Source organism: Isoptericola sp. NPDC057191, from assembly GCF_042670225.1.
GTDB lineage: Bacteria > Actinomycetota > Actinomycetes > Actinomycetales > Cellulomonadaceae > Isoptericola.
The window spans coordinates 1-19,665 of record NZ_JBHUWC010000024.1 but is presented as its reverse complement, the minus strand read 5'-3'; the positions used below and the strand labels follow the sequence as shown (position 1 = coordinate 19,665).

The window sequence follows — 19,665 nt, the reverse complement described above, 5'->3', positions numbered from 1 at the left end:
CGTGCGAGAGGATCGGCGGGTGCCGAGCAACCTCCTGATGCGGATCCACAGCCCCGAGTTCCAGGCCATGTCGCAGCGCGTGCTCCGTGCGACGGAGCTCACGTCCCGCCTCAACGTGCTGCCGTTCGACGACGACGAGGGCAAGGCGGCGTTGTTCGAGCAGCTCCTGGGCCGCCCGCTGTCACCGCGCGTGACGATCTACCCGCCGTTCTACACGGACCACGGGCTGCACCTGGACCTCGCCGACCGGGTGTTCGTCAACCAGGGCTGCACGTTCCTGGACTACGCGGGGATCCGGCTGGCCGAGCGCGTCATGGTCGCGCCGAAGGTCACGTTCATCACCGTGGGCCATCCCGTCGACACCGACGACCGCCGGGTCTGGCTCACCGGCGGGCCCATCGACGTCGAGGAGAACGTGTGGATCGGCGCCGGCGCCACCATCCTCCCGGGAGTCACCATCGGCCGGGACTCCGTGATCGCCGCCGGGTCCGTCGTCACCGAGGACGTCCCCGCCCGCAGCCTCGTCGCCGGGGGTAAGGCGACCGTGCGCCGCAGCTGGTGAGGCGGGGCTGGCGGGGTGTCGCCGTCAGCGGCCGGCCGCCGTCCGTAAGTTTCCCGGGATGACCGGACATCTCTCGGCATGAACAGTTTCCCCCGTGCGGCGACGCCACCGGGCGGCGGCGCGCCTGCGGACGAGGACCGGGTCGCCGAGTGGTGGCACCGGCACGCCCCTCGCGTGCAGGCGTACGCGCTGCGGCACGTCGACGCCCACGCAGCGCAGGAGGTCGTGTCCGAGACGTTCCTGGTCGCGTGGCGCCGGCGCCGCGACCTGCTGGACGGGCTGCCCGACGACGAGGTGCTGCCGTGGCTCGTCGGCGTGGCACGCAACATCGTCCGCAACGAGCACCGGTCCACGCGGCGCGCTACCGCCCTGGCCGCCCGGCTGGGCGGCGTCGCTCGTCGCGAGACGGTGACGCCCGCCGTCGACGCCGCGGTGGCCGAGCGCGAGCACGTCCTGCTCGCACTGTCGCGCCTGCCGGAGAAGCACCGCGAGGCGGTTCTCCTCGTCGCGTGGGACGGGCTGACGCGGGAGCAGGCCGCCCGCGTCACGGGCTGCCGGCTGGGGACGTTCGACGCCCGCCTCTCGCGGGCGCGCCGCCGGCTCGAGGAGCTGCTCGACACCGACGACCTCGGCCCGGCCGGCCGGGACACCACCGCAGACCGGGCCGGTCGCGCCGCGGTCGCCACACCCGGCGTGCACCCGCTCCCCGACGGACCCGTTGGAGGTCACCGATGACCCGCGACTCGATCGACCGTGCCGCAGCCCTGGCACCGCACCTCCCCGTGGACCCCGAGGGGCTCGCCCGTGCTCGGGGCCTCTACGAGTCGGGCCGAGCGGCGCACGCGTCACGACCGGCACGACGACGTCCCGGTACCGGCATGTCCTGGTCTCGGTTCGCCCTCACCGCAGGTCTGGCGACCGCCACCGCCGCGGCCGTGCTGGCCGTCGCGGTCCTGGTGAGCCCGGGCGGCGAGCCCGGGGCGCCGCCGTCCCGCGTCGGGCCGCTCGGGCTCGTCCCCGCCGCTGCTGCCGCCGACCCGTCCTGCGGGGCGGCGCAGGTGGACGAGGACCAGTCGACCCCGATGCCGCGCGACGCCTGGGCGGGCAGCCCCGTCGCGGACGTCGCGGCGCTCGTGGGGCCGGGGCGTCCGGACCGGGTCACGGCGTCCGAAGTGGTCCGGCACTGTCCGGTCGCGGTGGCGTCCGCCGTGGTCTACGCACCGGGGACGGCACGCGGGGTCAACGTCTACCGCGACGTCGCCGCCGGCCCCCTCACGGAGATCGAGTCCCTCCGGTCCGCCGACAAGGTCTCCCTGCGCGGCGTCGACGGCTGGGTGCTCGCGTGGGTCAACGACCCGGACGTGCCCCGGCAGCGGCTCACCTGGACCGATCAGGACGGCGTGCGCTGGTACGCCGTCGCCGAGGGGATGCCCGTGGCGCGCACGCTCGCCGTGCTCGACGCGCTCCGGTTCGACGCCGCAGGCGTCCTCGACCCGCGCAGCGTCCCGGTCGGCCTCGCGAGCGCGCCTGCGGTCGCACCGGTGGTCGGCGAGCGGTCCACGTACCGGTGGTCCGTGGAGTACGGCGCGGACGACCGCGTCGTCACCGAGCTCGGCGACGGAGGGCTGGCCGAGGACGCAGGCCCGTCGTCCGTGCTCCTCGAGGTGACGACGCCGGCGACCGCCCCCGTGGAGGCCGAGGTCGCGGAGTTCGGCCACGAGCTCGTGGACCTCGACGGGACGCGCGCCGCCTGGACGCCCCAGGGGCAGGGAGGCGCCGAGCTCCGGTGGGTGCGGGCGGGCGTGCGGTACCGGCTGGTCGCCCGGGTCGACTCGCTCGACGCGATGCGCAGGATCGCCCGGACCGTCCAGACCGTCGATCTGGACGACCCGCGCCTGCACTGACCTCGCTCTGGGTACGGAGACGGCGGACACTCGGTCGCGAGCCCCCGCCGCTTCCGTACCCACAGCTCCGGACCAGGCGCTGCGACAAAGGGAAAAGGGCCGCTGACCAGTAGTCAGCGGCCCTCAGCCGGTGGAGCTAGGGGGATTCGAACCCCCGACCTTCTCATTGCGAACGAGACGCGCTACCAACTGCGCCATAGCCCCAAGTGCGGAGCAACATTAACATCCCGGCCGGGGCGCATGCCAAATCGGCTCAGCCGGCGGCCCGGCGCCGCGCGAGGATCTCGTCCAGCGGCAGGCCGAGCGTCTCGGTGCGCGGCCGCGGCTCCTCGGGAGCGGCCACGTCGGTGACGGCGTCGGCGGCCGGCGCCGACCGCTCACCGGGCTGCTCCGAGGCGCCCGCAGGCGTCGCCGTCGGGCCCAGCGCCGCCTGCATGGTCGCGGCCAGCGCGGCGACACGGGCAGCGTCGGAGACGGGCACGACCCGGCCGGGCGCCGTCGACGACGAGGCCACGAGCGGGCGAGGCTCACGACGGGGCGCGGCGGGCTTCGTCACGTACGTGGGCAGCGGCACGGGGACCGGCTCCCACGGGTCGCTGCCGACCGGCGGCGGCCCCGGCAGCGGGGCCGGTCCGGGACCCGGGTCCACGACGACCACGGGCTCCGGCAGGGCCGGCACCTCGTCGGCGCGCACGTCGAAGACGTCCCGACCGGACGACGGCATCTCGTGAGGGGACGAGACCGGCTCGGGCTCCGCGCTCTCCTCGTCGCGGGCACCGCCCGGGGGGACGGTGACGCGGGACGAGTCACGAGGTGTCGGGCGAGCGGGCGCAGGCTGGGCACCCGGCGCGGCCACCCGCGGGATCATCTGGGTGTGCGTGGCCGACGGCCGCACGGCGTGCCCCGTGACCCGCGGCCGGTTCCGGGGCGCGTGCGGGCCGCCGTTGGCGAGCGCGCGAGCCTCGGTCGCCTGGCGTCGCGCAGCCTTCCGCTCCGCCGCCCAGCGCGCGTCGGCGCGGCGCGCCTGCAGCACCGCCACCCGGCCGAGCACGAGCACGCCGAGCAGCAGCGCAGACGGCACGGCGCCCGCGACCCAGCTCACCAGGCCGAGGGCCACCACGACCCAGGCGGCGGCGGTCACGAGCAGCAGCAGCACGGTGAGCAGCAGCCGACGGCGCGCCCGCGCGGCGCGCCGCTCCAGCAGCGCGAGACGGGACTCGGGCTGCCGACCCTCCGCAGCGTCGGCGCGCAGGGTCGTCAGGGCGCGCGACGCGCCCTCGTCGTCGTCCAGACCCATCGATCGCTCCCCTCGTCCGCCGCCCGTCGACGTGCCGGGCACCAGCAGCGGCACCGACCCGCCGGTCGGTGCCGTCACCCCGCGCGTACCGCCCGCCTCCGCCACCGCCAGCACCCGCAGCCCGCCGGAGAACCGGTCGTCCGTCCGCGCATCGAGCAGCTGCTGGCGGTGCCGCAGCAGGTGCGGCACCAAGAAGCCCAGCCACAGGACGAACAGCGCGAGCACTGCGAGTCCTGCCGCCGACGTTGTCACATCACGACGGTAGGGGACGCAACGACCACGCCGACGCACGCCGTCGCGGCGTGTCCGTGGTCGAGCCCGTGCGACGGCGCCGCGCGGAGCGCTCAGGCGTCGTCGCGGGCGCGCTGCCAGCGCGCCAGCAGCCCCTCGGGCACGTCCTCGGTCGTGATCGCGAAGGTGCGGTGGTCGCGCCAGGTGCCCTGGATGTGCAGGTACCGCTCGCGCACGCCCTCGTCGCGGAAGCCGAGCTTCGCCACCACCCGCAGGCTCGGCGCGTTCTCGGGCCGGATGTTGATCTCGAGGCGGTGCAGCCCGAGCACGGCGAGGCAGTAGTCGCCCGCCATCGCCACCGCCGTCGGGATGACGCCCCGCCCGGCGACCTCCTGCGACACCCAGTACCCGATGCTCGCCGAGCACAGCGAGCCGTAGAGGATCTGGGACACGGTGAGCTGCCCGACGAGCGCGCCGTCCAGCTCCACGGCGAACGGCAGCGTCGTGCCCGCACGCGCCTGCGCGGACAGCACCCGGAGGTAGTCGCCGAACGTCGACGCGGCAGGACGCTCCCCCGGCGAGGTCGCCTCCCACGGCTCGAGCCAGCCCGCGTTGCGGGACCGCAGACGCAGCCACTCCGGCCCGTCCTTGCGGCGCAACGGCCGCAGCACGACGGCGCCGGCCGGGCCGTCCTCGCGCAGGGTCACCGGCCACGGCCGCGACACGGCCCATCCGCGGGCGTGCTTGTGCGTCATGCCACCTCGTTCCGTCCCGACGCTCCGGTCCCGCCCGTGGCCGAAGCCGTTCTCGGCGTCACCGGCGCGCGCCGGGACTCCCGGACGGGACCCTGCCACAATGGCCCCATGCACGGCGACCGCAAGGGAACGAGAGCACACCGGCCGTACCCGGTCGTCGCCGGGATGGAGGTCGCGGACGCCAAGGAGGAGCTCCGCCGGGCCATCCGCGCCCACCGCGCCGAGCGCTCCCCCCGCCTCCGCGACGAGGCCGCGAAGGCCCTCGCCGACGTCCTCGCCACCGTGCCCGCCGTCCGCGACGCCGACGTGGTCGCGACCTACGTCTCCCGCCCCACCGAGCCCGGCACGCACGTGCTGCTGGAGCAGCTCGCCGCCCGGGGCACGCGCGTCCTGCTGCCCGTGCTCGGCGCGGGCCTCGCGCGCGACTGGGCCTGGTACGCCGGGCCCGACGACCTGCTGGAGCGCGCCCCCGGCCGCCCCCCGGAGCCGAGCGGGCCCGCCCTGGGCGCCGAGGCGATCACGAAGGCCGACGTCGTCGTCGCGCCGGCGCTCGCCGTGGACGACCGCGGCGTGCGGCTGGGCCAGGGCGGCGGCTGGTACGACCGGCTGCTGAAGATGCGCCGGCCGGGCGTGCCCGTCGTGGCGCTGGTGTTCCCCGAGGAGGTCTACGACTCGGCCGAGCAGCCGCTGCCCGCCGCGGAGCACGACGTGCCCGTGCACGTCGTCGTGACACCCGAGGGCTGGCAGGAGCTGCCCGCTCCCGCGCTGGAGGGCTGAGCCCGCGCCGTCAGGCGTCCGAGCCGGCGCGCTGCCGCGCACGGTAGGCCGCGGCCTTCATCCGGCTGCCGCAGGTGGCCATCGAGCACCACTCACGGCGGTGCCCGCGGGAACGGTCCAGGTAGACCTGCGTGCACTCGGGCCGGCCGCACTCGCGCAGCAGCGCCGCCTCGTCGCCGCCGACGATCTCGACGGCCTGCCGCGCGAGCTGGGAGAGCACCTGGTCCGCACCTCCGGCCCAGGCCCATCCCTGCTCGGTGAGCACGGGCGTGAGCGGCGGCGTCGCGGCGACCGCGTTGACCGTCCCGACGGCGTCCGCGGGCAGCGGGCGGTCGTGCAGGCGCGACCACACCAGCGCGTAGACGGCCTCGCGCAGCGCGAGGGCGCGCTCGAGGTCGGCGGCGCCCGACGACGAGGCGTCGGCCAGCAGCCCTGACTCGACGAACCACGCGTCGAGGTCCGCGGCAGAGGTCAGCTTCTCCGTGGGCTCGTCGTTGCGTCGCGCGCGCAGGGTGCCGACGAAATCGAGGGCGAGGGTGCCGCAGGGGAAGGCATGGATCACGTCACCATCCTGACGGGTGACGAGCCTGCAGGCAAGGGCAGGCGGGAGTGATCATCACCACTTTGACAGGTGACGGCGACGCGGGGAGAGTCGTCACCAGGCAGACCGGTGACGCCGGTCTCCGAGAACACGGAGGAACACCATGGAGCTCAAGCTCGAGATCGTCGTCCTGCCCGTCTCCGACGTCGACCGCGCGACCGCCTTCTACACGGCGCTCGGCTTCCGCCTGGACGCGGACTTCCGCAGCCCGAAGGGCCTGCGGGTCGTGCAGCTCACCCCTCCCGGCTCGGAGGCGTCGATCATCTTCGGCGAGCAGCTCACCGACGCCGCGCCCGGGTCCCTCCAGGGGCTGCACCTCGTCACGACGGACATCGCCGCCGCCCGCGACGAGCTGCGCCGCCGCGGCGCCGACGTGAGCGACCTCTGGCACGACGCCGACGGCGTCTTCCACTGGGCGGGCGAGGCCAACCGCGTCGCCGGCCCCCACCCCGCCACCGACAGCTACGGCACCTACGCGTCGTTCGCCGACCCGGACGGCAACGGGTGGGTGCTCCAGCAGGTCGTGACCCGCGCGCCGGGCCGCTGACCCGGACGCCCCCCAGACACCCACCACGAGACCCGAGAAGAGCCGACCATGACCACCGCACACCGCCTCGGCCGCGCGGACCAGGAAGCGCTCGACCGCTTCCGCGACGCCGACCGCCAGGCCGGCAGGACCCTCGCGCCCGCCGTCGTCGACGCGTTCGAGCGCCTCACCCCGCGTCAGCTCGACGTCCTCGTCGCCGGGCTCGTGGACGGCCCCGATGCCGGCCGTGCAGACGGCACCACCACGGCCGACGGCGACCTGGACGCCGCCGAGCCGGGCGGCGCGCTGCGCCGCTGGCTGCGCGGCCCCGGCCGCACCGTCACGGCCCTGGGCGTCGCCTTCGTCGTGGCGGCGGCCACGGCCGTCACCGGCATCGCGCTCCTGGACGACTCCTCGACGCCGCCCGCCGCCGGGACCAGCCAGACCACGGACGCGGCCGAGCTCGCGCAGCAGCTGTCGTGGGCCGACGCGTACGGCGCGGCCTTCGCCGACGACTTCTGACGCCGACGATCACGACGAGCGACCGGTCAGCGCGCGCCGGTCAGGGCACGAGGGTGGCGCGCGTCTTCGCGGACTCCTCCACGGCCTCCCGGGAGAAGGGCCAGTCGAACGTCTTGCCCGCGGCCCACTCGTCGAGCTGGTCGTCGTAGTGCGACGACGCCGGGTGGCCGGACGTGCCCGTGACGGTCACCCACGTCGAGGCGTCCAGGTCGGACAGGTCCACGACCATCCGCATGGACGGCCCCGTCGTGACCGCGAAGGAGCCCGTGCCGGCGTCCCACCCGGTCGCGTTGACGATCGACGAGCCGCCCGGCATCTTCACGGGGTTCGGGTTCACCAGGTCGCGCACCAGCGCCGGCACGTCGGAGCCGCCGAGCACCGGGTGCTCGAGGCGCAGCGTGTGCAGCGTGCCCCAATCCCAGTCCTTCGGCTGCTTGGACAGCTCCACCGTCAGGTCGCGCCGCGCGCTGATCAGGGCGCGCGTGAGGATCTCGTCGCGCGACTCGACGACGTTCGCCGTGGTGCGGTCGTCCCAGAACTTGTCGTCCGACTTGTCGAGCATCGACTTCACGACGACGAGCCACTGCGAGCCGCCGTCGGGCCGCATGCTCGTGGGCAGGTCGTCCCAGAACGCTTCCTGCAGGAGGTTGCGCCACACGGCCGCGAAGTACGCCGCGGCCGGCGAGTCGGCGTCCATCCGGTAGTCCCAGTCCGCGAGCAGGTCCTGCCCGGCCGCGACGTAGGAGTCGTCGAGGTCGATGTCCAGGAGCGCCGGGACGAGCGCCTCCGCGAACGCCGACCAGTCGTCGTTCTGGATGCGGTTCATGTCCTCGGCGGTGAAGGGGCGGCCCGCCGCGATCTGCTCGGTCAGCAGCTTGCGGATGCGCTCCGAGCGGTAGCCGTAGTCCCAGTCGTCCGCGAGGTACGGCTGGGAACCGCTGCGCAGCACGGCCTGGTTCGCCGCGACGATGAACCCCTCCTGGGGGTCGAGCGCACGAGGCATGTCGTCCGCGTCCACCCAGCCCTGCCAGTCGTAGCGGGGGTCCCAGCCGGGCCGCGGCCACGTGCCGTCCGAGGGCACCGGGCCCTTGACCTTGCCGCGCACCGGGATGCGGCCGGGCGCCTGGTAGCCGATGTGGCCGTCGGTGGTGGCGAACACGATGCTCTGCGCCGGCACCTCGAACAGCTTGGCCGCGGCCCGGATGTCGCCCGCGTCCTTGGCCGTGTCGAACGCGAAGACCGCGTCGGCGGTGCGGCCCGGCTGCAGCGCCGTCCACTGGAGCGCGACGGCGTACTCCCCGAACTCCGTGCCCTCCCGGGTGGGTGCGCCGACCACGTCACCGACGTCGAGCACGTCCGAGACGATCGGACCGTGCTCCGTGCTGCGCACCGTCAGGTCGACGGGCTGCCCGCCCGCCACCCGGATGGTCTCCTTGCGGACGTCGAGGGGCTCCCACTCCTCCGCGTCGGCGTCCTTCAGCCAGGTGTCGCCGCGGACACGCTCGATGAAGAAGTCGGTGACGTCGGCGCCCATGTTGGTCAGGCCCCAGGCCAGGTCGCCGTTGTGCCCGATGACGACGCCGGGGAAGCCCGCGAACGAGAAGCCCGCGACGTCGAAGGGGCACGCGTCGCTGACCTCGTTGCAGTGCAGCCCCACCTGCGACCAGATCCCCGGCGCAGAGAGGGCGAGGTGCGGGTCGTTCGCGAGCATCGGCTTGCCCGACGCCGTGTGCTCCCCCGACACGACCCACGAGTTGGAGCCTGCCGCGTCGCCCCGGCCCACCAGCACCGGGACGGCCTCCAGCGCCGTGCGGGCGGAGCCGACCGCGGCCCCCAGCGCGTCCGTCGCGGCGCCCGCGCCGGTGGTGCGGCCCGTGAGGGCGGAGGTCAGCTCGGCGTCCGACGCGCTGTCGTCCTGCTCGTCGCCGGACCCGTCCTTCGAGGTGCGGTCGTTCGCGAGGTCGCGGTTGCGCAGCACCGGGTGGTTCCCGCTCGCGTCGTAGTCGGGGAAGAGCTCGTCGACCTGGTCCGTGTCGCCGAGCGTGCTGTAGGCGAGGGCCCGGTCGAGCTCGCTGTCGTAGTTGCCGCGCAGGTCCCAGGCCATCGCCTTGAGCCACGCGAGCGAGTCCACCGGGTCCCAGGGCTCCGGTTCCTTGACGTCCACGCTGGCGCCCAGCACCGTGTACTCGACGCCGAGCTCCTCGGCGTCGCGGCCCTTGAGGTAGTCGTTGACGCCCTCCGCGTACGCCTGGAGGTACGCGCGGGACTCGTCGGAGATCTGGTTCCACTCCTGCTCGGCCACCCGGCGCCAGCCGAACGTGCGCGTGACCTTGTCCGCCTCGATCGCCGCCGGCACGTCACCGACGAGCTCGGCGAGGCGGCCGGCGGTCACGTGCCGGCGGTAGTCCATCTCGAAGAAGCGGTCCTGCGCCTGGAGGTAGCCCTGGGCGCGGAACAGGTCCTCGGGGGTGTCCGCGTAGACCTGCGGCACGTCCTGCGCGTCGCGGCGGACGTCGACGGCGGAGGTCAGGCCCGGCACCTGCTGCGTGCCCTCGTGGTCCGGCAGCGGGCGGCGCAGCGTCACGACCGTGAAGACCGTGGTGGCCACGAGCGCCAGGACGACGACGACGGCGATGCCGACGACGGCGCTGCGCAGCCGCGAGCGCCTGGCCTGCCGAGGGGGCGTCTCCTCGGTCTCCGTGCCGTCCGAGGAGGGATCCGGCTCGGACGGGCTTCCGGGTGCTGCAGGGGCGGCGGTCGCTGACACGCAGGCGAGACTACCGTCCGGCGTATGCTTGGCACTCGCATCACCTGAGTGCCAGCATCGCCGCGTCGACGGCAGGTGCCGGCGTCCGCCCCGAGGAGATCACGTGCCCACCTACGCGTACCGGTGTGCCGACTGCGGCCACGCCTTCGACGTCCACCAGGCGTTCACCGACGACTCGCTGACCGTCTGCCCGGAGTGCGGCGGGAGCCTGCGCAAGCAGTACGGCTCCGTCGGCGTCACCTTCAAGGGTTCGGGCTTCTACCGCACGGACTCGCGGTCGGGCTCCGGCAAGAGCTCGAGCGCGTCCTCGACATCCACGTCGGCGACCAAGGACTCGTCCTCGTCGAGCACGTCGTCGAGCAGCTCGTCGTCGGGCGCGTCCTCCTCGTCGTCGAGCGCCTCCAAGGCCGCCACCTCCTGAGTCGTCGGGTTCTCGGGCGACGTCGCCGTTGATGCTTCGAGCGGGGACGCTGCCCCCAGGCGACCGTCGTCCACAGGCCGCACGCTTCTGACGGACCGGCAGGCACCGGCGACCTAGCGTCGCCGCCATGCCGCTGCCCGACGCGATCCCCCGAACGTCTTCCCGACGCCGTGATGGCGATCCGCCGGGCGCGCGCGAGCGCGACGCGGCAGGGAGTCGTCGGCGTGCTCTGCGGCGGGTGCGAGCCGCCCTGTGGCGTTCACGCTTCGTCCTCGCGGCCGTCTGCTGCGGGTTCGCCGCCACCGCCGTCCTCCAGGTGCTGCGCCCCGCGCCGCCGCCGTCCGTGGACGTCGTGGTCCCCGTGCACGACCTCCCTGCCGGGGAGCCCGTGTCGGCCGCGGACCTCACGACGGTGGCGGTGGCCGCGACGCTCGCCCCCGACGGCGCGGTGGCGGACGTCACGGAGCTCGTCGGGCGTGCTCCGGCGACGACCCTGCCTGCCGGGCTCCCGCTCCGGGCCGAGCTGCTGCCCGGCGGTGGTGTCATGGCCGGGGCGCCACGGGGCTCCGTCGTCGTGCCGGTCCGTCTCGCGGACACCGCGTCAGGGTGGCTACGCCCCGGCGACCGCGTGGATCTCGTCGTCGCGCACGAGGCCGTCGGTGTCGGGGAGGGCGGGGCGCGCGCCGACCGTGCCGACGTCTACCTGGCGCGGCGGGCCCTCGTGCTCCCGCGCCCGACCGGCGCCCGGACCGGCACCTCGAGCGGGCTGCTCGGCGCAGGCGGTGGGACGCCCGAGGGAGCCGACGTCATTCTGGTGGCCGTGTCCGAGGACGAGGCGCCAGGGCTGTCCGCGGCCTCCGGCGACGGGACCGTCGGCGCCGTCCTCGTCCGGTGACACGCCGCCGGGTGACGTTGCGGCGTGCGGGGCGCTGCGGCGAGAATCGGCGACCGTCAGTCGCCGCGGGAAGCCCGGCGTACCGCATCCCGGGGGGAACCAGATGAAGAGCGTGTTCGCAGGGTTCAAGGAATTCGTCATGCGCGGGAGCGTCGTCGACCTCGCCGTCGGCATCATCATCGGCAGCGCGTTCACCGCCGTCGTCACCGCGATGGTGGACTACGTCCTCAACCCGATCATCGGCGCGATCTTCGGCAGGCCCGACCTGACGAACCTCTGGGACATCACCCTGCGCGCCGCGCACGACGGCATCCCGGCCTCGGTGCTCTCAGTCGGCGGCTTCCTCAACGCCGTGCTCAACTTCCTCATCATCGCGGCTGCCCTGTACTTCGCGATCGTCCTGCCCCTGAACAAGCTCGCCGAACGCCGCGCCCGGGGCAAGGAGGAGGCGCCGCCGCCTCTGGCGCAGGACACCGTGCTGCTCCAGGAGATCCGTGACCTGCTCGCCGCGCAGGCGGGCCGCTCTCAGTTCTGACCCTGCGCTCGAACCCGGTGGCGCTCTGACCCGGCGGCCGGTGCGGCCGCAGCCCGCGGACGGGCTCAGCGGCGGCCCCAGTGCGGCGGGACGTCGCGCAGCAGCCGGTCGTCGTTGTCGTCCTTGTCGTCGTGGCCCGCACGGTCGTCCGCCGTCTGGCCCATGACCGTCTCTCGCTCGGTGCCCTGACGCACCACGCGACGGCGGGGTCGCCTGCGTGCGGTCGCGCCGTCCGGCATGCTCCTGTCGGCGCCGGAGGCCGTCGACGGCTCGGACGGTTCGGGGGTGTCGTTCACCCGGCCATTCTCCGCCACGGCCCGGACGCCGACGAGATCACGCCTCCGGGCGAGGTGCAGGCTCCCCGGCGCCGCCTGGCTCGTCGTCGGGTGCTACCTCGGCATCCTCGCGAACTACCTCGGCATGCTCCGGTACTACCTCGGCATCCTCGCTAACTACCTCGGCAAGGTCCGGTACTACCTCGGCACCCTCGGGTACTACCTCGGCGTGCTTGGGGGCTACCTCGGCGTCGGGCTCGGGAAGGTCGACGACGTCGGGCGTGCCACCGAGGTCGGTGGGCGGTTCGTCCTCGTCCGGGAGCACGGGCACGACGACCTCCCGGGGCGGGACGACGCCCCCGGCGGTACCGATCCGCTCGTCGCGGACCCGCTGCACGAGCCGCCGCACGCGGTCGGCCTCGCCGTCGGGGTCGAGGAACGCGGCGGCGGACCACACCTGGGTCACGACCCAGCCCAGCCGCTCGAGCCGCTCGGCGAGCTGCCGGTCGCGCACCCGCACGGACGGCTCCGCGACGTACGCGGCGTCGTCGGTGAGCACCGCGACGAGCAGCTCCCCGGGCAGGTCCGGGTGACCCACGACCAGCGGGATCCGGTCGCCGTCCGTGGCGCCGTAGTCGGTCTCGACGAGGTAGCCGAGCTTCCAGAGCCGCTCACCCAGGTCGACCAGGAGACGGTCCGGGGCGCGTCCGACGTCGACACCGTTGCCGAGCCGCACCTGGTCGGCGACGCCGGACCGCCGCTCGGCCAGCTCCAGGGTCTCGACCAGCAGCCGAGGGCCGGCGCCGCGCAGCCGCTCCGGGTCGAGGGCGTCGGACCGGAAGCAGGACACGACGTGCAGCCGCTTGCGGGTGGCGCCGAGCGCGCCGACCAGCATGGCCTCTCCCCCGGCCTCGCCCAGCACGCCGAACCGGTGCAGCACGCGGCCGTGCGGCGTGCGGCCGAAGCCGACGGAGAGCAGCACGGTGTCCCGCGACAGCCCCGCGACGCCGGTGATGTCGGCGACCACGACCGGCTCGGGCCGCGAGCCCGAGAAGAACGGCGCCAGGGCGGGGTTGGTCCGGACCTCGGCGAGCAGCGCCTCGCGGATGCGGTCGGCGTGCGTGGCCGTCACCGTGACGACCGCGAACGTCTCCTCCGGGCGGGTCAGCGCGTGCTCGATGGCGATCTCGACCACGCGGTCCACCTCGGCCTGCGTGCTCTCGACGCTGCCCGAGACCGGGTCGGGCATGCCGGTGCCGTCCACCACGTCGAGGTGCACCAGCGCCTCCGCCCGCGGCAGGGGCGCCGGACGCAGCAGGCCCTCGTAGCCGTGGGCGGCGAGCAGCCGGGTCAGCTCCGGGTCGCGGCTGTTCTCGTGCGGCTGCAGGGTGACCGTCGGCAGCAGCGCGGACAGCTCGTGCACGCTGGTCCCGGACGCCGAGCGCGGGTCCCCGACCACCACGATCTGCCGCCCGCGCGCGATGGCGGGCACCACCACCTCGGTCGGCACGTGCTGCACGGCGTCGAGGATCACGACGTCGGCCGTGCGGTGCTCGGGCAGCAGGTGCGGCACCAGCGTGGGGGTGGCGACCAGGGCGGGCCGCAGCCGGCGCAGCACGTCGCCGTGCCGCTCCGCGACGTCACGCAGCGTCGTCATCCGGCCCTCGATGAGCTCGGTGAACAGGGCCTCCGCCGAGTCCCGGTCCTCCCGCATCGCGGCGCCCAGATGTGCTCGCGCGGCGACACGCACCGGCTGGGACAGGGCTGCGAGGTGCGCGCGGTCCAGGTCGCGGAAGCGGCGGGCGAGCGCGTCGAGGCCGACGCCGTCCTGCCCGGCGAGCACCGGGTCGGCGTTCAGCAGCTGCTCGAACACGGACGACCACCACGCGAGCTCGAGCTCCGCCCCGACGAGGTCGCCCGGCACCCGCCGGTCGGCCAGGTCGTCGACCAGGTCGCCGACGCCGGCCGTCCGCGCCTGGCGCAGCAGGCTGGTGCGCTCGGGCAGCACCGCCAGGGAGTCCGCGGCGCCGGCCAGGCGCTGCAGCCGCTCCGCGAGCCCGTCGAGGTCGAGGTCCAGCAGGTGGCCGCCGAGGGTGGTCGGGGCCAGCACCGGCTCGAGCGCCTCGAGGTCGATGCGGACGGCCTCGTATGTGTCCTCGATCGACGCGAGCCCCTCGGGGAGGGTGGGCCAGCCGCCGCGCTGGGCGTGCTCGGCCCAGACGTCGCGCTGCTCCTGCACCTGCACGAGCGCGGCGTGCAGGTCCGGCACCCGGACGCCCGGCCGCACCATGTCCTTGGCGCGCTTGCGCAGCCGCCGCCGCGCGAACAGGCCCATCTCGATGCCGTGCTCGGCCCGCCACCGCCGCGACGCCGTCGCCTGGACCAGGTCGGCGGCGGTGCGCTCGAAGACCATCGGGTGGAACAGGTCGAGCGTGCTGCGCATGCCGCCGAGCATGGTGAGCTGGGCGCCCCAGCCGCGCACCGTCGTCGGCGTCGTCAGGCCCGTGACCTCGCCCGTGTACGCGAGCTGGCGGCGCAGCTGCGGCAACGTGACGTCGCGCAGCCGCTCCACCCGCACCAGCGCCTGCCGCGCGTCGTCGTCGGTGAGCAGGTGCGCCCCGTACCAGGGGGTGGACGACGGTCGCAGCGTGAACGCGCCGAGGGTCGCGGCCCGCTCCAGCCCCGCCGCGATCTCGCGCCGGCGTTCCGGCGTCAGCGCGAGCACCGACTCGGACGCGAGCCGCACGGTGGTCGACGGCGCCGGGCGCTCCGAGGTGAGCCGGGCCAGCGCCTGGAGGGCGTCGTAGGCGGACACCTGCCACGGGGAGCGCGGCTGGTGCAGCGCCTCGATGTAGCCGGTGAGCTGCGCGCGGGTCCCGATCAGGGCGTCGCGCACGCGCGCCGCGCCGTCGACGTCCACCTGCTCGGGCTCGCTCGCCATCGCGGACAGCAGGCGCCGGGTGACGTCCTCGCGCCACGTCGGGTGCGGGGGGACGTCGAGCAGCAGGCTCTCCAGCCCCAGCGCGTCCAGCCGCAGCGCGAGCCGGTCGGCCGCGCGGCGGTGCCCGGTCACGTAGAGCACGGAGCGGCCCGCGGCCGTCGCCTCGCCGACGACGGCGGCGAGGGTGCCGGCGACGTCGGACCCGACGGGCGCGTCGACGAACAGGTGGCCGCCCGTGGCGAGCGCGTCGAGCACGGAGCGCTGCTGCGGGTCGAGGTCGCCCACACCACGCTCGCGCGTCGGGTCGGCGTCGCCCCGGCGCAGGGCGGGCAGCTCCAGCGCGGCGAGCCGCTGCGCGGCGTCGTCCACGCCGGCGAGCGCCGCCACGACCTCGTGCCGGTGCAGCGAGGGCGAGAGCTGGTCGAGGTCGTCGACGAGCGCCTGGCCGGGGTGCACGAACGTCCCCACCAGCACCCGGCGGTCGAGCTGGAAGTCGTCGAGCACCGCCTCGCCGAGGGCTGCCACGCGGGCCAGCACGTCGGTCGGGTCGAAGCCCGCCAGGGTGAAGGTGGCGCGCGCGAGCGCCGCCGGGTCCAGGAGCGCCCCGTGGGCCCGCAGCGTGCGGGCCACGACGGGGTTGATCTCGACCGTGGGCTCCAGCGTGAGGTCGTAGTCCGCCCCGCCGTCGCCGCGCGGCGTCAGCGTGACGGGCCGCAGCACGACGGGCGCGTGGACCACCCGGCCGGCGGGCGGGGCGTCGTCGGGGTCCGAGGGCGTGGCGCGCGGCGCGGCGGACCGGTCCCGCGACGCCATGGACACGACGGGGATCGACGTCGTGAGCGCGGGGGCCTCGCCGGTGTCGGCGTCCGACCCGGCCGCGTCCTCCGGCGCCACGAAGCCGTCGACGGCGTCGTCCGCTCCGGCGTCGCCGAGGTCCTCCAGCACGAGCTCGTCGAACGCGTCGTCCTCGTCCGGTGCGGGGACGCCGGGCGCCGTCCTGCCGGCGGAGGCGACCCGGGCGAGCGCGGCGACGTCGTGCCGCTGCGGCCCGCCGCCGCCGAACGGGACCTCGGGCTGGTCCTCGTGCTCCACCCAGGTCGCGACGCCGATGGCGAGGTAGGTGGGCGCGACGCCGTAGCGCGACGCGTGCTCCGCGGCGCGGGCCGCGACGGCCCGGGCGCGCCGGCGGGCGGCGGGGAGCGCCTCGCCCTCGCGCACCAGGTTCGACAGCCGCGTCGGGCGTCCGGCGAAGAGACCCGCGACCCCGTTGGGGTGCGCCTTCGAGAGGTCGACGATCGCCTCGCCCAGGAGGCCGACGTCCGACAGCGACGAACCGCCGACCATGTCGACCAGCGAGGCGCGCCACCGGCGCGTCGCGGTCTCGACGGCCGCTGCCGCCGCGGACGACGCGCTCTCCGCCGAGCGCCGACCGTGCGGTGCGGCGTCGGCCGACCGGTCGTCCTGGTGGTCGCGGCCGCCGGGCGAGGTGTCGGGGGCTTCGCCCGCGGGGGCCGTCGGCCGGCCCTCGTCCGGGCCGGTCCGCGGGGACGTGGCCGGCGCGGCAGCGGCCCCGGCAGAGGGGTCGACCGCGGTCGTGGCGGTGGATCGTCGGGCGGCTCTCACGCCAGCACGGTAGAACGGCGGGCCCCTCGCGCGGGCTCGGCGCGCCGAGGAACCGTGGGAGCAGGAGGGCGGGCCGGCAGGCGGTGCGGGAGGCCAGGCCACGGGCCGACGGCGGGAGATCGCGTAGACGCCCCCTCGGCGGGGGGTCCGAAGGGGCGTCGGGCCGGGCTCGGCCCGGCAAGGGACAGCGCGCACCGCGCAGGGGGCGGGCGATGCGCGCTGTCACCGAGAGTGTGCCGGTCGGCTGGGGCGACGTCAATAAGCGAGGAGGGGGAATCTGGCAACTCATGTGAGGAAGTTCTGAGGGCTGACCCCTGCCTGGGGCACCTAGGCTGGGCGCCCGTGAGAAAGATGGTCGAGGCGGTGGCCCCCGCGCGCATGGGCACCGGGTTCCGGTGGCTGATGTCGGCGTCCTGGGTGAGCAACATCGGCGACGGCGTCGCTCTCGCGGCCGGGCCGCTGCTCGTGGCGTCCCAGACGTCGTCCGCGATGCTCGTCGCCCTCGCCGCGATGCTGCAGCGCCTGCCCTGGCTGATCTTCGGGCTCTGGGCCGGCGTGCTCGCCGACCGGCTCGACCGCCGCCGCCTCGTCATCGTCGCCAACCTGCTGCGCGCGGTGGTCGTGGCCGCGCTGTGCGTCGTCATCGTGACCGGTCACGTGAACATCGCCGTCGTGCTCGCCGCGATGCTGCTGATGGGCGTGGCCGAGGTGTTCGCGGACACCACCTCCCAGACGCTGCTGCCGATGCTGGTGCGGCCCGCGGATCTCGGCATCGGCAACTCGCGGCTGCAGGCCGGGTTCCTCACCGCGAACCAGCTGGTCGGGCCGCCGCTGGGCGCCGCGCTGTTCGCCGCCGGGGCCGCGTGGCCGTTCGCGGCCCAGGTGCTGACCGTGCTGCTCGCCGTGCTGCTGGTGCGCAGGGTCGTGCTCACGCCGGTCCCGCCCCCGGCCGGGGCGCGCCTGGACGACGGTCGCCGCCGGGTGCGGCACGACATCGCCGAGGGGCTGCGCTGGATCTGGACCAACCCGCCCGTCCGCACCCTCGCCCTGGTGATCCTCGTCTTCAACGTCACGTGGGCCGCGCCCTGGGGCATCCTCGTGAAGTACTCGCTCGACCACCTGCAGATGGGGCCGGTCGGGTACGGCCTGCTGACCACGGCGTCCGCGGTCGGCGGCCTCCTCGCGACGTTCACGTACGGGCGGCTGGAGCGGCGCTACTCCCTGGCCGCGCTGATGAAGGTGTGCCTGTCGCTGGAGGTGCTGTTCCATCTCGCGCTGGCGCTCACGCGGACGGGGTGGGTGGCCCTGGTGGTCCTGTTCGTCTTCGGCGCCTACGCGTTCGTGTGGGGCACGGTGTCCAACACGGTGCGGCAGCGCGCCACGCCCACGCGGTTCCAGGGGCGCGTCGGGTCCGTCTACATGATGTGCGTCTTCGGCGGCATCGTCGTGGGCAACGGGATCGGCGGCGTCCTCGCCGAGCACTGGGGCCTCACCGCGCCCATGTGGTTCGGCTTCGTCGGCGCCGGCCTGACCCTCGCCCTGGTGTGGCGGCAGCTCGCGAACATCGCGCACGCCCAGGCCGACTGACGACCCCGCGAGGTAGTCCAGACCCCCGCGAGGTAGTTCAGACCCCCGCGAAGTAGTCGAGACCTGCGCGAGGTAGTTCGGACTTCCGCGAGGTAGTTCAGACCCCCGCGAGGTAGTTCGGCTACTCCCCCGTCGCGCCGTCGGCCAGCTCGCGCACGATGTCGAGGTGCCCTGCGTGCCGGGCGTACTCCTGCAGCACGTGGAAGCAGATCCACAACAGGGTGGGCGGCGCGTCGTGCTTCGGGTCGTCGGCCGCGAACCGTCCGCCGACGGCGCCGCGCTCCCGGAGGTCGTGCGTCGCCAGGATCTGCCGGGTCCGCTCGCCACCCGCGTGCAGCGCCTCGACCAGCTCCTCCCGGCCGACGCCGTCGGGCACGTGCCACGGGCTCTCCGGCGCCTCGTCGGCGTTGTCACCCCAGGGGCGATCCACCTGCTCCGCGAGGAAGCCCCACACGAACCATCGGCGCTCCATGTGCACCAGGTGCGTCAGCAGCTCCAGCGGCGTCCAGCCCGACGGCAGCAGGCTGGTGCGCAGCTGCGCGTCGGTCATGCCGGCGAGCTTCCGGTCCACGACGGAGCGGTAGTAGTCGAGGTAGGCCACGAACTGCTCGGCAGAGTCGGCGGAGTCCAGGCGCGGTTCGACGTCGGAGAGCGGCATGCCGTCAGCCTAGGGCCGCATTCGCCACCGGACCCGCACGACCGAGTGCGCCTGGGCAGACTCGAACTGCCGACACCCGCTTTAGGAGAGCGGTGCTCTATCCACTGAGCTACAGGCGCGCGCGTCGCCGCGGGGGCGACGCGTGCCGCCACGGTGATCGACCGCGGCCGCCCACAGCCTAGCGTCCCGTCACACCGGTCTGCCCGGATCCCTCGGCTGGTGCCGGCAGGGAGTCCCCCCGGATACTTCCGACGTGCCGATCAACCTCACGCTGCAGCGGGTGGACGACGACCTTGCTCAGGGTCGGATCCTCCCGGCGATCCAACGTCTGCGCAGCCTCGTACGCACCTACCCGCACCGGCTCGATGTCCGGTCGCTGCTGGCGGACGTCTACCGGTCCCAGGGCGAGCTCGTGCAGGCCGGGCGCTGGTCGTTCGTCGCCGAGGACGCGGACCCTGCAGAGCTCGCCGCGTTCGAGCGTGCCTTCCGGTCCGCGAGGGGCCGCCTCGCCGCGGTCGCATGGCCGGGCGACGACGACACGCTCGGACCCGTTGCCGCAGCTCGCCTGGCCGCACTGCGGGCGGCGGCCCAGGACGCGGGGGACGACGGTCGGACCGGCGACTTCGAAAAGCCCGACGTCGGCGCCCGGGTCGGGTGCGCCGTGGCCGTCGCGGTCGGCGCGCTCGTCCTGCTCAGCCTCGCCACGTGCGTCGTCCTGGGCGTCCGAGTGATCGTCGGTTGGTTCTAGCGGTCAGACCCACCCGGCCGGGTCGGCGCACTGTGTGCTC

Annotated in this window: 18 protein-coding genes and 2 tRNA genes; 11 read left to right on the top strand and 9 right to left on the bottom strand. The window is 74.9% G+C overall.

Annotation, left to right across the window (positions count from 1 at the left end):
* Window positions 1–19 precede the first annotated feature (19 nt).
* The 3 genes from ACFT55_RS05840 (at window position 20) to ACFT55_RS05830 (ending at window position 2,466) form a co-directional block, all read left to right on the top strand.
* The gene (locus ACFT55_RS05840; protein WP_380242501.1) at window positions 20–562 is read left to right on the top strand and encodes a sugar O-acetyltransferase; all 543 of its coding nucleotides are present in this window, start codon (window positions 20–22) and stop codon (window positions 560–562) included.
* A 78-nt stretch (window positions 563–640) separates the two neighbouring features.
* A complete protein-coding gene (locus tag ACFT55_RS05835; protein WP_380242499.1) occupies window positions 641–1,297 on the top strand; it encodes an RNA polymerase sigma factor in 657 nt (218 codons plus the stop codon).
* 143 nt (window positions 1,298–1,440) lie between these two features.
* Window positions 1,441–2,466: a hypothetical protein gene (locus ACFT55_RS05830; RefSeq protein ID WP_380242497.1), complete on the top strand. Its 1,026-nt coding sequence runs from the start codon at window positions 1,441–1,443 to the stop codon at window positions 2,464–2,466.
* 131 nt (window positions 2,467–2,597) lie between these two features.
* Here the strand turns inward: ACFT55_RS05830 and ACFT55_RS05825 are convergent.
* From ACFT55_RS05825 to ACFT55_RS05815, 3 genes are all read right to left on the bottom strand, one after another.
* Window positions 2,598–2,670, bottom strand: a tRNA-Ala gene (locus ACFT55_RS05825).
* A gap of 49 nt (window positions 2,671–2,719) precedes the next feature.
* Window positions 2,720–4,015, bottom strand: a complete 1,296-nt coding sequence (locus ACFT55_RS05820; protein WP_380242495.1) for a hypothetical protein — start codon at window positions 4,013–4,015, stop codon at window positions 2,720–2,722.
* A 92-nt stretch (window positions 4,016–4,107) separates the two neighbouring features.
* Entirely contained in the window at window positions 4,108–4,749 is a 642-nt protein-coding gene (locus ACFT55_RS05815) for a GNAT family N-acetyltransferase (protein ID WP_380242493.1), read from the bottom strand.
* 108 nt (window positions 4,750–4,857) lie between these two features.
* Here ACFT55_RS05815 and ACFT55_RS05810 point away from each other — a divergent pair, with 108 nt between their 5' ends.
* Window positions 4,858–5,526 carry a 5-formyltetrahydrofolate cyclo-ligase gene (locus tag ACFT55_RS05810; RefSeq protein WP_380242491.1) on the top strand — a complete coding sequence of 223 codons (669 nt, stop codon included), beginning with the start codon at window positions 4,858–4,860 and terminating at the stop codon, window positions 5,524–5,526.
* Between the two features lie 10 nt (window positions 5,527–5,536).
* On the opposite strand, the gene ACFT55_RS05805 is transcribed toward ACFT55_RS05810, so the two are convergent.
* Window positions 5,537–6,088, bottom strand: coding sequence for a CGNR zinc finger domain-containing protein (locus tag ACFT55_RS05805; protein WP_380242489.1), 552 nt, complete (start codon window positions 6,086–6,088; stop codon window positions 5,537–5,539).
* Window positions 6,089–6,230: 142 nt separating this feature from the next.
* Here ACFT55_RS05805 and ACFT55_RS05800 point away from each other — a divergent pair, with 142 nt between their 5' ends.
* On the top strand, window positions 6,231–6,674 hold the full coding sequence (locus ACFT55_RS05800) for a VOC family protein (RefSeq protein WP_380242487.1): 444 nt from the start codon (window positions 6,231–6,233) through the stop codon (window positions 6,672–6,674).
* 48 nt (window positions 6,675–6,722) lie between these two features.
* Window positions 6,723–7,175 carry a hypothetical protein gene (locus tag ACFT55_RS05795; RefSeq protein ID WP_380242485.1) on the top strand — a complete coding sequence of 151 codons (453 nt, stop codon included), beginning with the start codon at window positions 6,723–6,725 and terminating at the stop codon, window positions 7,173–7,175.
* Window positions 7,176–7,215: 40 nt separating this feature from the next.
* Here the strand turns inward: ACFT55_RS05795 and ACFT55_RS05790 are convergent, their stop codons facing one another.
* Window positions 7,216–9,831 (bottom strand): penicillin acylase family protein, encoded by a 2,616-nt coding sequence (locus ACFT55_RS05790; RefSeq protein WP_380242529.1) that lies wholly within the window; start codon window positions 9,829–9,831, stop codon window positions 7,216–7,218.
* Between the two features lie 214 nt (window positions 9,832–10,045).
* Between ACFT55_RS05790 and ACFT55_RS05785 the strand changes: the two genes are divergently transcribed.
* The 3 genes from ACFT55_RS05785 to mscL all read left to right on the top strand — a co-directional run bounded on the left by ACFT55_RS05785 (window position 10,046) and on the right by mscL (window position 11,793).
* A complete protein-coding gene (locus tag ACFT55_RS05785) occupies window positions 10,046–10,363 on the top strand; it encodes an FmdB family zinc ribbon protein (protein WP_380242483.1) in 318 nt (105 codons plus the stop codon).
* A 238-nt stretch (window positions 10,364–10,601) separates the two neighbouring features.
* The gene (locus ACFT55_RS05780; protein ID WP_380242481.1) at window positions 10,602–11,258 is read left to right on the top strand and encodes an SAF domain-containing protein; all 657 of its coding nucleotides are present in this window, start codon (window positions 10,602–10,604) and stop codon (window positions 11,256–11,258) included.
* A gap of 139 nt (window positions 11,259–11,397) precedes the next feature.
* Entirely contained in the window at window positions 11,398–11,793 is a 396-nt protein-coding gene (gene mscL / locus ACFT55_RS05775) for a large conductance mechanosensitive channel protein MscL (RefSeq protein ID WP_380242479.1), read from the top strand.
* A 65-nt stretch (window positions 11,794–11,858) separates the two neighbouring features.
* Here the strand turns inward: mscL and ACFT55_RS05770 are convergent, their stop codons facing one another.
* Both ACFT55_RS05770 and ACFT55_RS05765 read right to left on the bottom strand, forming a co-directional pair.
* Window positions 11,859–12,089, bottom strand: a complete 231-nt coding sequence (locus ACFT55_RS05770; protein WP_380242477.1) for a hypothetical protein — start codon at window positions 12,087–12,089, stop codon at window positions 11,859–11,861.
* 37 nt (window positions 12,090–12,126) lie between these two features.
* Window positions 12,127–16,632: a hypothetical protein gene (locus ACFT55_RS05765; RefSeq protein WP_380242475.1), complete on the bottom strand. Its 4,506-nt coding sequence runs from the start codon at window positions 16,630–16,632 to the stop codon at window positions 12,127–12,129.
* A gap of 351 nt (window positions 16,633–16,983) precedes the next feature.
* Between ACFT55_RS05765 and ACFT55_RS05760 the strand changes: the two genes are divergently transcribed.
* Window positions 16,984–18,219 (top strand): MFS transporter, encoded by a 1,236-nt coding sequence (locus tag ACFT55_RS05760; protein ID WP_380242527.1) that lies wholly within the window; start codon window positions 16,984–16,986, stop codon window positions 18,217–18,219.
* Window positions 18,220–18,340: 121 nt separating this feature from the next.
* On the opposite strand, the gene ACFT55_RS05755 is transcribed toward ACFT55_RS05760, so the two are convergent.
* Complete coding sequence (locus ACFT55_RS05755; RefSeq protein ID WP_380242473.1) at window positions 18,341–18,877, bottom strand: DinB family protein; 537 nt, start codon at window positions 18,875–18,877, stop codon at window positions 18,341–18,343.
* A 46-nt stretch (window positions 18,878–18,923) separates the two neighbouring features.
* Window positions 18,924–18,996, bottom strand: a tRNA-Arg gene (locus ACFT55_RS05750).
* 134 nt (window positions 18,997–19,130) lie between these two features.
* On the opposite strand from ACFT55_RS05750, the gene ACFT55_RS05745 reads away from it, so the two are divergent.
* Window positions 19,131–19,625 carry a DUF6584 family protein gene (locus ACFT55_RS05745; protein ID WP_380242471.1) on the top strand — a complete coding sequence of 165 codons (495 nt, stop codon included), beginning with the start codon at window positions 19,131–19,133 and terminating at the stop codon, window positions 19,623–19,625.
* The last annotated feature ends 40 nt before the right edge of the window (window positions 19,626–19,665 follow it).

Excerpts from the sequence above, each read along its gene's own strand:
- ACFT55_RS05835 (WP_380242499.1), top strand. The coding sequence starts at position 641 with ATGAACAGTTTCCCCCGTGCGGCGACGCCACCGGGCGGCGGCGCGCCT.
- ACFT55_RS05830 (WP_380242497.1), top strand. The coding sequence starts at position 1,441 with ATGTCCTGGTCTCGGTTCGCCCTCACCGCAGGTCTGGCGACCGCCACC.
- ACFT55_RS05815 (WP_380242493.1), bottom strand. The coding sequence starts at position 4,749 with ATGACGCACAAGCACGCCCGCGGATGGGCCGTGTCGCGGCCGTGGCCG.
- ACFT55_RS05810 (WP_380242491.1), top strand. The coding sequence starts at position 4,858 with ATGCACGGCGACCGCAAGGGAACGAGAGCACACCGGCCGTACCCGGTC.
- ACFT55_RS05800 (WP_380242487.1), top strand. The coding sequence starts at position 6,231 with ATGGAGCTCAAGCTCGAGATCGTCGTCCTGCCCGTCTCCGACGTCGAC.
- ACFT55_RS05795 (WP_380242485.1), top strand. The coding sequence starts at position 6,723 with ATGACCACCGCACACCGCCTCGGCCGCGCGGACCAGGAAGCGCTCGAC.
- mscL (WP_380242479.1), top strand. The coding sequence starts at position 11,398 with ATGCGCGGGAGCGTCGTCGACCTCGCCGTCGGCATCATCATCGGCAGC.
- ACFT55_RS05760 (WP_380242527.1), top strand. The coding sequence starts at position 16,984 with ATGGTCGAGGCGGTGGCCCCCGCGCGCATGGGCACCGGGTTCCGGTGG.
- ACFT55_RS05755 (WP_380242473.1), bottom strand. The coding sequence starts at position 18,877 with ATGCCGCTCTCCGACGTCGAACCGCGCCTGGACTCCGCCGACTCTGCC.